This window comes from Kitasatospora sp. NPDC023120, from assembly GCF_055560835.1.
In genome coordinates this window covers 1-12,919 of sequence record NZ_JBVHHY010000060.1, presented here as the reverse complement: position 1 = coordinate 12,919, position 12,919 = coordinate 1, and the positions used below count along the sequence as shown (strand labels likewise).

Genomic DNA, 12,919 nt, shown 5'->3' with positions numbered 1-12,919 from the left:
CTTCACCGAAGCCATCCGCCCGCAACCAGCGTGAGCACCCCGACGCCGACGCACACCAGGCCCGCGACCTGCCACTTCACGATGCACACCACTCAATGAACTGCTGGGACTCTCGTGTCACCTATGTCTTGAGGCCGCACACCACACGACTTGAACGTGAACCACGAGACGTTGCGTGCGTGGGTGCGTGAGGCCGAGGGGGCGGGCACCCCGGGCGGCGGGCCGCAGGCCGAGAGTGCGGAGGCGGAGCTGGCTCGACTGCGCGCGGAGAACGCGCGTCTTCTCAAGGCGGAGAAGGAATGGCAGCTGGAGCGCGAGATCCTGCGCCGGGCAGCCGCCTATTTTGCCAAGGAGATGAAGTGACGTCCCGCCGCTGGGACTTCATCTCCGACAACGCCGGCGAGTTCGGCGTCCAGCGGCTGTGTCGGGTGCTGGAGGTCTCCCGCTCGGGCTACTACCGATGGCAGGCCGGCGCCGAGGCCCGCGCCGAGCGCCGACTTGAGGAGGAGGCCCTGGTGGCCGAGATCCGCGAGATCCACGCCGAGCACAAGGAGACCTACGGGGCCCGGCGGGTCCACGCCGAGCTTCGCGGCTTCGGGCACACGGTCAACCGCAAGCGGGTGGCGAGGCTGATGCGCGAGCGTCACATCGTCGGCCGCCACCTGCGGCGCCGCAAGCGCACCACGGTCCCGGACCTGGTCGCGCCGCCCGCCCCGGACCTGATCGGCCGGGACTTCACCGCCGCCGGACTCGACCAGCGCTGGTGCGGCGACATCACCTACATCCAGGTCGGCAGCAGCTGGCTCTACCTGGCCTCGGTCATCGACATGTGCTCGCGGCGGGTGGTCGGCTGGTCCATGGCCCCGCACATGCGCGCCGAGCTGATCATCGACGCCCTGGAGGCCGCCGTGGCCACCCGGGGCGGGAACGTGACCGGGGTGATCTTCCACTCGGACCGCGGCTCGCAATACACCTCGGCCGCGTTCGCCGAGGTCTGCGACCGGCACGGGATCCGCAGGAGCATGGGCCGGGTCGGCTCGAGCTACGACAACGCCCTGGCCGAGAGCCTGTGGCAGGGACTGAAGCGAGAGGTGATGTACAGGAAGCTGTTCTTGACGATGAGCCAGGCAAGGCTGGAGATCTTCCAGTGGCTGACCTACTACAACGCCCGCCGTCGCCACAGCACGCTGTCCTACCTCTCACCGATCGAGTTCGAACAGCAACACCACACGCACGCTAGACTCTCACTCGCAGCATGAACCCCTGTGTCCACGTTCCGGGGGTCACCTCACCCTGCTCGGCATCGCCCGCCCGCACAATCTCCTCCATGAGGACCAGGAGCTGGTGGCCGCGAAGGCCGCCGCTGAGGCGAAGCCGAAGGTGGTGTCTCGCACCGACCGGTTCGCCCAGGGCTTGGCCGCGCTCGCCCAGTTCGTCGAGCGGGAGCGTCATCCCCGGGTGCCCCGCCCGCACAAGGAACCGGTGGAGGCCGTGGAGGCCGGCCCCGGCGGCGAGGACCAGGTCGTGGTGTCGCACTTCGCGCTGGGCACCTGGCCCCTGCTGATCGGCGGGCGCGGCGGCGGAGTACGGTCTCGGGTCATCGTCCAACGAATCGTTGGACACCCGTGCGCCGCGCCGCCGCAACCTGCCTGCTCGTAACGCCGCCGCCCTTGCGGGCTGCGCGAGCAGCACCCCGTGACAGCCCCGCGCGGGCCTGGGCGCTGAACTCTCCGCAGTACAGCGCCGTAACCAGCGCCTTCATCCCCATGGCCGCGACCATGATGAGCGCACAAGGGGACACCGCGAAGGTGGGCAAGGACTGCACGGCCATGGCCAAGACGGTCAACGGTCAGCGACCGGAAGCGGGCTCACCAGCAGAGTGGGGCCGGGCCCTCGGCGACCTACAGGAGGCCGCCACGCTCTGCGACGCGGTAACCGCCGCTGACGCCGACGCCTACGACCAGCTGCAGGACGAATTCTCCAGCGCCGTGAACCACCTCAAACCGCTGACCGACCAGATCTGAACGGTCCCCACTGGCCCCGGCACTTGTTTGCCTACCCATCGATTGGCTGGTATCCCAACTGCTCTCCCCCCGCCATCCGGAGGGTTGATCTCATCCTTGGGGCCGATCGCTCACCAACCGGCACCAGATTTTACCCATTCATTACCATATAGAGGCCGAAATGTTCATTTTGTCCGATGCAAGCATGATCTAATCGACTCAAGAATTCTTCCGGGGGGATGAATTGGCGGCACTGGCCGCAGGGGATTTCGGCGGACATCCGTCTTTTGTACTGCTAGTCCTCCTTGGGGATGAATCCGTCCATTTCTATGGACTGCGAATCCATCAGCATGCCATGAAGGGGGAGCAATATGGCGATCTCGCGATCCATCCGCGCTGTCTTTGTTGGTGCCATAGCGACACTGGCTCTGGGGGGCCTTGCGGCACCTGCCGCGCAGGCGAACGGTGCGGACAACCACCAGTCGCCGCTGGCGTGTGCCCCCCACACGGAGGCCGACTACTTCAAGTTCACTCTCTGGTTCAACTCGTCGTACGCCGGGGCGCACCGAAATTTCTACACCCCTGTCAACGACTTCGGAGATGAGTACTACGGGGGAGATGATCCGCACACCGAGAAGGAGCCGCTTTACTTCTGCCCCGATCAGGGAAACGGCTCCAACGCGCCTGTCAAGAACAATGCCGCATCCGCACAAAATCGCAATACCGGCGCCAATGCTGTCATCTTCTTCAATAGCTGGATGCGAGGGGCCTCGGACAAGCTCGGTCCGATGTCCAGCTGGTTCCAGCTGAAGAGCACCTACAACAACAACGCATCTTTCGACTACCGGTGACATGTTCCGTGCCGGGCGGCTCTGTCGCCCGGCACGGGGCCCCGGATCCATCATTTGCTTTTCTCCGTGTGCCTTCGAGTGGAATATCAGGAATCCATCATGCTGATCGGCCGGCGAGGTCCGGTGGCGCTGGGGGCCGCCCTTGTGTGCGCTGTTGCCACTGGGTGCTCCCACGAATCGTCGCCTTCGACGTCTTCCGCTTCGAGTGTCGCTTCGCGGCCCGCCGCTGCGGATGGAACCGCTGCACCGGGTTTTGACCGTGCGAATCCGGCGACGTGGAAGCTGCCGCTGGAGGCGTATCTCATGAGCGACAACGATTCGAGCCAGCTCGGGCGGGCCATGGGAGCGCTGACCGAGGGTTGCATGCAGAAGGCCGGATACGGCAGCTGGCGTCCGCAGCCGGAGTTGCCGAAGGTAGGGCCGAAGACGCTGACCGACCTGAGGTACGGCAACCATGACGCCGCGCTTGCGGCCAAGCGCGGATACCATCCGGACGCCGCGGAGAAGGCGGCCCATGACGCGGCGGTGGAGGCGATGGCTGCGGCGGGCTCCAGGGGCGCCGAGGCCAAGGCCGAAGAGGGGTGCGGGCAGCAGGCCAAGCAGCAACTCGGTGATGCCCAGGCCGGCTTCCAGCTGGCGCAGGAGCTTGCCGACCAGGCATACACCAAAGCCAAGCAGGAGCCCGAGGTCGCCTCGTCGTTCAAGCAGTGGTCGGCATGCATGAAAGAGAGCGGCTACTCCTACAACGAGCCGATGGACGCCGGGGACGACCCGAAGTTCAGCCGTGAAGTGACCAAACCCGAGATCGACACCGCGCTGGCCGATCTGAAGTGCAGCCAGCGCGCCGATGTGGCGTGGACCTGGTACCAGGCCGAAGTGCGGCTGCAGAAAGCCGCGGCGGAGAAGAACGCTCCCGCTCTGCAGGCGGCGCGCAAGAGCCTGGACACCACGATGAAGAACGTCGCCTCCGTGCTGGCCGGAAAGCGCTAGGAGACGATGACAGCCATCAGCTCATCTGCCCAGGCTTCAGACAGCAGCCCCGAACCCACTGTGGCGCAGGTCCCTTCGAAAACCGGGCGCCGGCGGGGGCTGCTCACGGTCGTCGTCATCGGTTCGGTCCTGGTGGGAGCGGCGGGTGCGGGGGCCGCCGCACTGCTGAAGTCTCCGGCCCAGGTCGCGGCGGAGACCGCGCCACCTGCTCCGGATACGCTGACCGCTCCGGTGGAGCAGAAGGTGATTGAAGACGCCTTGATCACCCGGGGGAAGGTCACCGCCGCATCCGCTTCCGACATCGCCGTTCCCGCCCCGGGCGGGGTGGCGGGCTCCCGCCCGCTCGTCACCAAGGTCAAGATCAAGGCCGGGGACCAGATCGAGTACGGCAAGGTTCTGTTCGAGATCTCCGGCCGCCCCGTGTTCACACTCGCTGGCGCGCTGCCCGCCTACCGCGACCTCCATGCGGGGGCCAAGGGTGAGGACGTCGCCCAGCTCCAGAAGGCGCTGGCCGGACTCGGTCACGCCAGCACGCCGGATTCCTCCGGCATGTTCGGGGCGGGCACCGAACGGGCCGTGATCGCCTTCTACAAGTCCATCGGCTACACACCGATTCGCACCGCCGTCAACTCGCCCGGCGACAAGATCCCTGATGGGAAAGCACCCACAGCCCCTCCCAGTGCTGCCCCGTCTTCTGCCCCAGCGTCCCAGGCCGCCGTGGTGGTACCCATGTCGGAGGTGGTGTTCTTCAGCGCCCTGCCGGCTCGGGCAGATGCGGTCGCCGCCGCCGTGGGCAAGGCCCCAGGAGAGAAGCTGATGACGGTCTCCACTGGCGACCCCATCGTCGTCGCTGACGTCTCCGCCCAGGAGAAGGGCCTTCTGAGGCCCGGCCAGCATGCCGAGATTCTCGTCGAGGGAAGTGGACTCAGAGCGCCGGCGACCGTGCAAGCCGTGGCCGAGGCTCCGCCTGCCGGCAAGGGAGACCAGACTGCGGCGGCCACCGGCTACCAGATGCGCGTCGCGCCCACCGCACCGCTGCCGGCCGACCTGGCCGGCAAGGAAGTACGGGTAACGGTTACCGCGTCCTCCTCCGACACTCCGGTCCTCGCCGTCCCCTCCGCGGCCATCTCCTCCGGGGCGGACGGCGGGACCAGCGTGAGCGTAGTCGGCCGGGATGGCAGCACCCGCCGCGTCCCGGTACGTCCCGGCGTCTCCGGCGGCGGCTTCGTCGCGGTCATCCCCGAGACCGGTGCGACGCTGGCTCCCGGGGACAAGGTCGTGGTGGGCAGCGCCCGATGAGCACACCGGTCATCGAACTTCGCCAGGCCGGTCTGACTTACCCTGGCCCGCCCGCAGTGGTGGCGCTGCATCCGTGCGACCTCAGCGTGAGGCGAGGCGAGTACGTCACCATCGTCGGTCCTTCCGGCGCCGGCAAGTCCACGTTCCTCAACATCGTCGGCCTGCTCGACGAACCGACCTGTGGCAGCTACCTGCTGGACGGCATCGACACCGCGACAGTCAAGGACGCCGAACGCACCGCCCTGCGCGGCATGCGCATCGGTTTCGTCTTCCAGTCCTTCCACCTGCTCTCCCACCGCACCGCCCGTGAGAACGTCGAACTTGCCATGGTCTACCAGCGCGTTGCCCGTGGCGCGCGCAGGCAGCGGGCCGAAACGGCGCTGCGCCGGGTGGGTCTCGGCCACCGGCTGGACGCGCTGCCCACCCGGCTCTCCGGCGGTGAGCGCCAGCGGGTGGCGATCGCCCGTGCCCTGGCAGCCGAACCCTCGTTGCTGCTGTGTGACGAGCCGACTGGCAATCTCGACTCGGTAACGGCCGCAACCGTCCTCGACCTGCTCGACGGCCTGCACGGCGACGGAATGACTGTCGTCGTGATCACTCACGATCTTGAGGTCGCCCGCCGTGGTCAGCGGACCATCACGATCCGCGATGGCCAGGTGACGGCATGAAGCTGCCTCGTTCCCGAATGTCCCTGCGCGACCTCGTCTCCGAGGCCCTGGCCGGTGTCCTCCAGCGCCCGGCGCGCTCCGCCCTCACGGCCGTCGGCACGGTTCTCGGCGTCGGGGCGCTGATCGCCGTCACAGGACTGACCAGCACGGCCGCCTCGCAGATCGACGCCCGCTTCAGCGAACTGACCGCCACCGAAGTCACCATCGACGACATCGCGCCCGACAGCCCCGGCCAGGCCGGTCCGGCCTTCCCCACCGACGCGGACGCGCGCATAGGGCAGTTGCACGGGGTGACTGCGGCCGGCGTCTCCTGGCGTGTCAGGCTGCCGGTCGGCCAGACCGTTGCCAGCGCCCCGGCCGACGCCGCCTACGCGACCGTCGACCGCCAAGCACAGCTGACTGCGGCCTCCGCCGGGATGCTGCGCACGGTCGGGCCAACCATCCAACAGGGGCGTATCTACGACGAGTTTCACGACCAGCACCACGAACGCGTCGCCCTTCTCGGCGCCGCTACCGCTGCACGCCTGGGCATCACCAGCCTGCACAGCCAGCCCTCCGTATTCATCGGCGCCACGCCCTTCACCGTCATCGGCGTCATCAAGGACGTCCAGCGTCGCCCCGACCTGCTCACCTCCGTCATCGTCCCGCGCACCACCGCGCAGGACCTGTGGGGACCACCCACGGACCAACCGGCCAAGATGCTCATCACCACCCAGCTCGGCGCGGCCGTCCAGATCGCCGCCGAAGCACCCCTGGCCCTGCGCCCGGACCACCCGGACTACCTGCGGGCCACCCCACCGCCCGACCCGCGCAGCCTGCGCTCCGGCGTCGAGAACGACCTCGGACAGCTCTTTCTCCTGCTCGCGGCCGTCTGCCTCGTGATCGGCGCCGTGGGCATCGCCAACACCACTCTGGTCGCCGTCATGGAACGCAGCGGCGAAATCGGCCTGCGCCGCGCCCTCGGCGCCAGAGCCAGACACATCACCACGCAGTTCCTCGCCGAATCCATGGCCCTGGGCCTGCTCGGTGGCCTGGTCGGCGCCTCACTGGGAACCGTGACCATCGTCGCCGTCGCCGCCGCCAGGCACTGGACACCGGTCCTGCATCCGACCACCATCACCACCGCCCCGCTTCTGGGCATGGCTACCGGCCTGCTGGCCGGCGTCTATCCCGCGTGGCGGGCCTCCAGAATCCAGCCTGCCGAGGCACTGAGGCGATGACGCCTTCCCGAGGTGCGGCTCAAGACGCCCTCCGTTCCACCGCAGCACCCATCAACCCGAACCGCCCTGGGAAGGGCGATACCTCTCGCAGTGAGACGAAGGAGGAATCGGCAGTGGCCGACGAAATGGTGCGACGAGCACAGAGCTTCGTGAACGCGTTCTACGGAAGCCGCATAGGTATGACCGTGGACGAGGACGGGAAGACCGGGTGGCCGACCATGTACGCGCTCACCCGGGCCCTGCAGATAGAGCTCGGCATCACGAGCCTGTCGAACAGCTTCGGCCCGACCACCCTGTCCGCGCTGGCGGCCAAGTACCCCTTGCTGAACAGCGGGAACATACCCTCGGAGAACTTCTGCAAGATCATTCAGTCAGCCCTGTACTGCAAGGGATACGACGGGGGCAGCCTGGACGGCGTTTACAACCCAGGCGTCCAAGCGGGTATGACGAAGCTCAAGACCGACATGGGGATCACCGGCCTGTCCCCTGGCAGCGACCTGACTCCCAAGGTCTTCAAGGCGCTGCTGAACATGGACGCGTACGTCAGCGTGAACTCCGGCTCGGATGCGATCCGTAGCGTCCAGCAATGGCTCAACGGTCGGTACCTGAACCGCCAGGACTTCTTCGTCATACCCTGTGACGGCCACAACTCCCGCGACGTCGCGCGGTCCATGCTCCTGGCGATCCAGTACGAGCTCGGGATGGCCGACGGGGTCGCGAACGGGGTCTTCGGCCCCGGCACCCAGACCGGCGTCAAGTCCCACCCCGTGTCGCAGGGCACGATCGGCACCTGGGCATCCCTCTTCTCCGCGGCCATGATCCTCAACAACCAACCGGTCGCCTTCACTGACACATTCGACAGCGCGATGGCGGGCGTCGTACGGAGCTTCCAGTCGTTCGTCGGACTCCCGGCCACCGGCAACGGCGACTTCTCGACTTGGGCCTCCCTGCTGGTCTCCTACGGCGATCAGTCCCGCAAGGGTGCGGCGTGCGACTGCGTTACTCGGATCACGCCCGCGCGGGCGGCGGCGCTGAAGGCCGAGGGCATCACCTACGTCGGACGCTACCTCACCAACCCTTTGGTGCCGCTGCCGAAGAACCTGCCCGAAAAGATGATCCAGGAAGGCGAACTCCAGACCATCGCTGACGCCGGCTTGCGCTGCTTCCCCATCTACCAGACGTACGGACGCGACGCTTCGAACTTCACCTACATGGCCGGCCGCACGGCCGGCCAGGCTGCCGTCAACGCCGCCCTTGACCACGGGTTCAAGCTCGGTACGCGGATCTTCTTCGCCGTCGACTTCGATGCCATGGACTCCGACATCACCTCGAGCGTGTTGCCGCACTTCAAGGGCATCCAGGACGCCATCGCAGACGACGGCAATCGCTACCAGATCGGCGTGTACGGACCACGCAACGTGTGCGCCCGAGTGGCGAAAGCCGGCCACTCGACGGCCTCCTTCGTCTCCGACATGTCCTACGGATTCTCCGGCAACTACGGCTACCCCCTGCCGGCGGACTGGGCGTACGACCAGATCGTGACGCGCACGGTCGGCACCGGCGCCGGCGCGATCAACATCGACAACAACATCGCCTCCGGCCGCGACACTGGCCAGGGCTCCTTCAATTCGCCTCGAGCAGTGAAGCCCGATACCCGGCTCGACGCCTCCGTCATCGAGGCCATGAAGACGGACGTCGGCAAGTACATGGAGTCCATCGGCTACGCAAACGACGGCGGACTTTACTCCTACCAGCATTGGAAGTGCTTCCAGTCGACCGTGGTGGACCACGACGACCTCATCACCGAGCTGTCGAACAGGTACAACCTGCGAAAGGCTCTGGTCCAGACGTCCGCGTACTGGGAGATGCGGCACATCAACCCGGCTGACCAGGCTTTCTGGGCAACCATCATTGCGACGTTCAACACGACCGGCCATTTCGAGGACTCATCGACGGGGATCGCCAAGCAGCGCGGCGCAACGCTCGTCGGGGCATGGAACTACTGCCTTCGCCAGGGCCTCGTGACCGGTCGGGCCATCGCCGATCCGAACAGCGACGAGGACAAGTACAACGCCTGGAAGAACGCGTACGACTCCGAGACCTTCGACATAACCAGCGTCTTCATCGTCCACATGTGGGACATCGCAGGCAAGCCCCTCGGGGACGACAACTCGCCCGCGATGAGGCCGCCGCGCCTGGATTACGCGGACGAGGAGATCTACGACATCCTGCGCCGCTACCAAGGTCCCGGCGAGGTGGCGTACTCCGAGGCGAAGAAGCGCATGGGACTGTACTACGTGATGGAGAAGTACAACGCCATCTCCCGGAACCTCTGACAGGATGTGAGGCATGTGATGTCCGGAGACCAGCCGTTCGCCAGACACGAAGGCGTCATCGTTCTCCTGTTGCTGCTGGCCGGCTTCCTCGCCACTGTATGGCTGGCCGTTTACGGCATCAGGATGCTGCTCCGTACCCGGACGAAGAGATCCCGTGCAACGGCCCTCGTCTCGGCCTCAGCCCTGGCTTGGGCCACGACGGTCGGTCTCTACGTATGGGGCCTGCTCCATCTGTTCAGAGCCGACGACTACACCGTGGGCAGGGCTTGCGATGCGGCAGTGGGGAAGCAACTGACCGGCTACGACCCCTCCTTCATCCCCCTGGAGTTCGGCTGCGTCAGCTCCGACGGCCGCACCGTCCCGGTGCTCATCCCCTCATACGTCAACCCGGTGCTGGCCGTTCTCCTGGTCTGTGCCGTAACACTCACCGTTTTCGCGATCGTCCGAAGCAAGGAGAAAACCACGTGACGGCGAACATCCCGCGGCGCGCCCTGCTGCGTCGTGCCATCGGCATCGCCGCAGGTGCCGCGGTCGGACCACAGTTGCTTGGCGCGCCGGCCCATGCGGCGGCCCCCACCCCCGGTCCCGACCCTGACGCCGTGCGCAAGCTGACGCAGGAGGCCCAGGAGCGGGAGGCCCGGGTCCGAACGGGCGCCGCGTCGAGCAACGGCTGGGAGATGGAGAAGGTCACGGACGACCGCGGCAACATCTACACCCGCCCGGTTCCCGGCACACCACTGGGGGTTCAGGTGCGCATGGGCGACGTCGAAACAGTCCTCGTGCACGTGATCAGCCGCTTCCACTACGAGATCGACGCACTGGGCGAAGGCGACGTGGTCGGGTGGCGCACGCCGCCCTCGGTGCGCCGGAATCTGGCGGAGTCCAACCAGGCATCCGGCACAGCTGTGCAGATCCGCCCGGGCTTCTACCCCTCCGGAGCCCGCGGAGGTTTCTTTCCTCTCGAGGAGGTGACCATCCGGGACATTCTCGCTGACTGCGAAGGCGTTATCCGCTGGGGCGGCGACGATAAGGTACCGGATGAGTCCCTGTTCTACGTCGACGTGCCCCCCGGCGACCAGCGGCTGGACAAGCTTGCCGGAAAGCTCCGCGGCTGGGCCCACACTCCAGGCCAGGGCGCAGGGACCCTAATTGATCCTCTGCAACCGGAACGCCTGAAGGCCGCAAAGCGCTTGGCCAGTCAGCAGGCCTGATTCAGCGGGTGAGCGGTCCGGATCTTGCCGGTGACGGTGAAGCGTGGACGCGCCAGTACTGCAACGCTGCTTAAAGCTTGTTGCAGAAGTCCGGGTGGGGGCAGGTCAATGTGTGCTTTGACCTGCTGGTTCAGGCGGTTCGGGCGAGGTTGTGCATGTGGGCGACGGCCTGCACCGCGTGGTGCAGGCCGTCGCCTTTCTGTCGGCAATCGCGGAGGATCTTGTAGTTCTTCATCCGGGCGAAGGTGTGCTCGACGCGGGCGCGCACCCGGCGGTGTTCGGCGTTGTCCTCCTCCTGGGCCCGTAGGAGGGGGCGGCCGGCTCGTCGGCGGTGGGGGACGACCAGGCCGGTGTTGAGGTAGGCGCCGTCCGCGGGCACGGTGGTGCCCGCACAGTGAGGTGACCCCCGCGGTGTGGACACACCTGAGAATGGATCTCGTTGGTCCAGGAAGGTGAAGATCCACGTGGGACGTCCCTTGAAGTACAGTCCGGAGTTCAGGGCGGATGCGGTCGCGTTGTGGCGGGCATCGGCGGGCAGGCGGTCGTTCAAGGCGGTCGCCGACGACTTGAACGTGAACCACGAGACGTTGCGTGCGTGGGTGCGTGAGGCCGAGGGGGCGGGCACCCCGGGCGGCGGGCCGCAGGCCGAGAGTGCGGAGGCGGAGCTGGCTCGACTGCGCGCGGAGAACGCGCGTCTTCTCAAGGCGGAGAAGGAATGGCAGCTGGAGCGCGAGATCCTGCGCCGGGCAGCCGCCTATTTTGCCAAGGAGATGAAGTGACGTCCCGCCGCTGGGACTTCATCTCCGACAACGCCGGCGAGTTCGGCGTCCAGCGGCTGTGTCGGGTGCTGGAGGTCTCCCGCTCGGGCTACTACCGATGGCAGGCCGGCGCCGAGGCCCGCGCCGAGCGCCGACTTGAGGAGGAGGCCCTGGTGGCCGAGATCCGCGAGATCCACGCCGAGCACAAGGAGACCTACGGGGCCCGGCGGGTCCACGCCGAGCTTCGCGGCTGAGGTGACCCCGACACCTACGGCCGCGTCTACATCGGCACCAACGGCCGCGGTCTCCAGTACGGCGACCCCTCCTGACCCCGACACTCCGCCGCGCTGACTGATGCCCTGCCGGCGCCCTCGATCGAGGGCGCCGGCAGGGCATTCGTCCTGAGACCGCCTGGGGCACCACGATGGCTCGCCGAGGAGACAGGTCAGCTTCCGGCACTTTGCGTACCACCGTGCAGGTTGAACGTGAGGGAAGCGAAATCCCGTCCCTGGATGAGGGGGCCGCTCTGAGTACCACCGTTGATGCTGTTGTGGACGTCGCCCGGGGAGGCGGCCAGCGGTCCAGCGCGTAGGCATGGTCCAGCACGTTGTCCAGGGTGCGGGGACAGCCCCACACCGGCCAGGAGTTCCAGTCGCCCTGGAGGAAGCCGAGCCGCCCGTCCTTGACCATGTTCGACAGCAGCCACCTGAGCTGGTCACCCCGGGCGTGGGGGTTTCCGAAGTTGGCGTGGACGCTGGCGACCGACAGCTTGCCCCTGCTGCTGGCACCGGTGGCAAGGTCGATCAGGTACAGCCTCACCATGGAGGGGCGGTGCCGGATCCCCTCCACGTACGGCACCCACTCGCCGTCCGGCCGGAACACGGTCGGGTCGTAGAAGATCGCATTGCGGGACCCAGGACGGACGTTCGGCTCCTCCACGTACGCCAGGCCCAGCCGCTCGGCGACCACAGCGGCCTGGCCCTCCTGGAGTTCCTGAAGGGACAGCAGGTGCGGGCGGATGCCGCTGTCTCGGGCGCGCCGCTCGGTCAGCGCCAGGAACTCCTCGACCTTCCAGCCGTGCAGCCCGTCCAGTTCCGCCCGGCGCGCGGTGATCCGTTCCAGTACCTCGCGGTCCACCATGCCCGGGAGCGTAGGAGCCTCGGGAGCCGAAACGGACCAGAACCCACGAATACCTCCCTGCCCGACGATCTATACGGCAGACTGCCGCGCGCTACCAGCACGAGCACCCGGGCAAGCAATCACACCAGGCCCGTGACCTGCAACTTCACGATGCACACCACTCAATGGACCAGGACGTGCAGGGTCTGGAGACCCGACTCCATAGGCTCAAGGACTTCGCACAGGTCGTCTCCAGTTTCACCGCACCGGTGTCAGGGGACGACGCGGTGGCCTCTGTCCACGCACTGCTGAAGTCGCGGCCCATCCGCTCGCGGGTGGCTCAGAGCGCGGAGGAGCTCCTCAGCTCGCCTAGGCCGTGTTTTAGAACTGATGGTCGTCACGTCCCGCAGCGTTCATGATCTTCGCTGTGGGGCGTGGAGATCTTTCTGATGAGCAATGGGCCG

The 12,919-nt window shown here is 67.0% G+C and carries 10 protein-coding genes and 3 pseudogenes; 12 read left to right on the top strand and 1 reads right to left on the bottom strand.

Annotated elements, in window-relative coordinates:
- Positions 1-147 precede the first annotated feature (147 nt).
- From ACZ3TI_RS39925 to ACZ3TI_RS39875, 11 genes and pseudogenes are all read left to right on the top strand, one after another.
- Positions 148-1,259 (top strand): annotated as a pseudogene (locus tag ACZ3TI_RS39925) (IS3 family transposase); the annotation flags it as partial.
- Positions 1,260-1,344: 85 nt separating this feature from the next.
- On the top strand, positions 1,345-1,659 hold the full coding sequence (locus ACZ3TI_RS39920) for a hypothetical protein (protein WP_465735355.1): 315 nt from the start codon (positions 1,345-1,347) through the stop codon (positions 1,657-1,659).
- Positions 1,660-1,766: 107 nt separating this feature from the next.
- Positions 1,767-2,024: a hypothetical protein gene (locus ACZ3TI_RS39915; protein WP_465735353.1), complete on the top strand. Its 258-nt coding sequence runs from the start codon at positions 1,767-1,769 to the stop codon at positions 2,022-2,024.
- A gap of 350 nt (positions 2,025-2,374) precedes the next feature.
- Positions 2,375-2,854 (top strand): hypothetical protein, encoded by a 480-nt coding sequence (locus tag ACZ3TI_RS39910; RefSeq protein ID WP_465735351.1) that lies wholly within the window; start codon positions 2,375-2,377, stop codon positions 2,852-2,854.
- 303 nt (positions 2,855-3,157) lie between these two features.
- On the top strand, positions 3,158-3,844 hold the full coding sequence (locus ACZ3TI_RS39905; RefSeq protein WP_465735349.1) for a hypothetical protein: 687 nt from the start codon (positions 3,158-3,160) through the stop codon (positions 3,842-3,844).
- Positions 3,845-3,850: 6 nt separating this feature from the next.
- A complete protein-coding gene (locus ACZ3TI_RS39900; RefSeq protein WP_465735347.1) occupies positions 3,851-5,143 on the top strand; it encodes a peptidoglycan-binding protein in 1,293 nt (430 codons plus the stop codon).
- On the top strand, positions 5,140-5,811 hold the full coding sequence (locus tag ACZ3TI_RS39895; protein WP_465735345.1) for an ABC transporter ATP-binding protein: 672 nt from the start codon (positions 5,140-5,142) through the stop codon (positions 5,809-5,811). The genes ACZ3TI_RS39900 and ACZ3TI_RS39895 overlap by 4 nt, the downstream gene beginning before the upstream one ends.
- A complete protein-coding gene (locus tag ACZ3TI_RS39890) occupies positions 5,808-7,031 on the top strand; it encodes an ABC transporter permease (protein ID WP_465735343.1) in 1,224 nt (407 codons plus the stop codon). The genes ACZ3TI_RS39895 and ACZ3TI_RS39890 overlap by 4 nt, the downstream gene beginning before the upstream one ends.
- 113 nt (positions 7,032-7,144) lie before the next feature.
- Positions 7,145-9,367 (top strand): glycoside hydrolase domain-containing protein, encoded by a 2,223-nt coding sequence (locus ACZ3TI_RS39885; RefSeq protein ID WP_465735341.1) that lies wholly within the window; start codon positions 7,145-7,147, stop codon positions 9,365-9,367.
- Between the two features lie 18 nt (positions 9,368-9,385).
- The gene (locus ACZ3TI_RS39880) at positions 9,386-9,835 is read left to right on the top strand and encodes a hypothetical protein (protein WP_465735339.1); all 450 of its coding nucleotides are present in this window, start codon (positions 9,386-9,388) and stop codon (positions 9,833-9,835) included.
- On the top strand, positions 9,832-10,578 hold the full coding sequence (locus tag ACZ3TI_RS39875; protein WP_465735337.1) for a hypothetical protein: 747 nt from the start codon (positions 9,832-9,834) through the stop codon (positions 10,576-10,578). Before ACZ3TI_RS39880 ends, ACZ3TI_RS39875 begins: the two co-directional genes overlap by 4 nt.
- A gap of 130 nt (positions 10,579-10,708) precedes the next feature.
- Here ACZ3TI_RS39875 and ACZ3TI_RS39870 read toward each other — a convergent pair.
- A pseudogene (locus tag ACZ3TI_RS39870) lies at positions 10,709-10,972 on the bottom strand (transposase family protein); the annotation flags it as partial.
- Positions 10,973-11,042: 70 nt separating this feature from the next.
- Here ACZ3TI_RS39870 and ACZ3TI_RS39865 point away from each other — a divergent pair.
- Positions 11,043-11,584 (top strand): annotated as a pseudogene (locus ACZ3TI_RS39865) (transposase); the annotation flags it as partial.
- Positions 11,585-12,919 lie beyond the last annotated feature (1,335 nt).

What these genes read in the sequence shown, in the direction of transcription:
- ACZ3TI_RS39910 (WP_465735351.1), top strand. Translation starts at nt 2,375, where the DNA reads ATGGCGATCTCGCGATCCATCCGCGCTGTCTTTGTTGGTGCCATAGCG.
- ACZ3TI_RS39915 (WP_465735353.1), top strand. Translation starts at nt 1,767, where the DNA reads ATGGCCGCGACCATGATGAGCGCACAAGGGGACACCGCGAAGGTGGGC.
- ACZ3TI_RS39890 (WP_465735343.1), top strand. Translation starts at nt 5,808, where the DNA reads ATGAAGCTGCCTCGTTCCCGAATGTCCCTGCGCGACCTCGTCTCCGAG.
- ACZ3TI_RS39895 (WP_465735345.1), top strand. Translation starts at nt 5,140, where the DNA reads ATGAGCACACCGGTCATCGAACTTCGCCAGGCCGGTCTGACTTACCCT.
- ACZ3TI_RS39900 (WP_465735347.1), top strand. Translation starts at nt 3,851, where the DNA reads ATGACAGCCATCAGCTCATCTGCCCAGGCTTCAGACAGCAGCCCCGAA.
- ACZ3TI_RS39905 (WP_465735349.1), top strand. Translation starts at nt 3,158, where the DNA reads ATGAGCGACAACGATTCGAGCCAGCTCGGGCGGGCCATGGGAGCGCTG.
- ACZ3TI_RS39880 (WP_465735339.1), top strand. Translation starts at nt 9,386, where the DNA reads ATGTCCGGAGACCAGCCGTTCGCCAGACACGAAGGCGTCATCGTTCTC.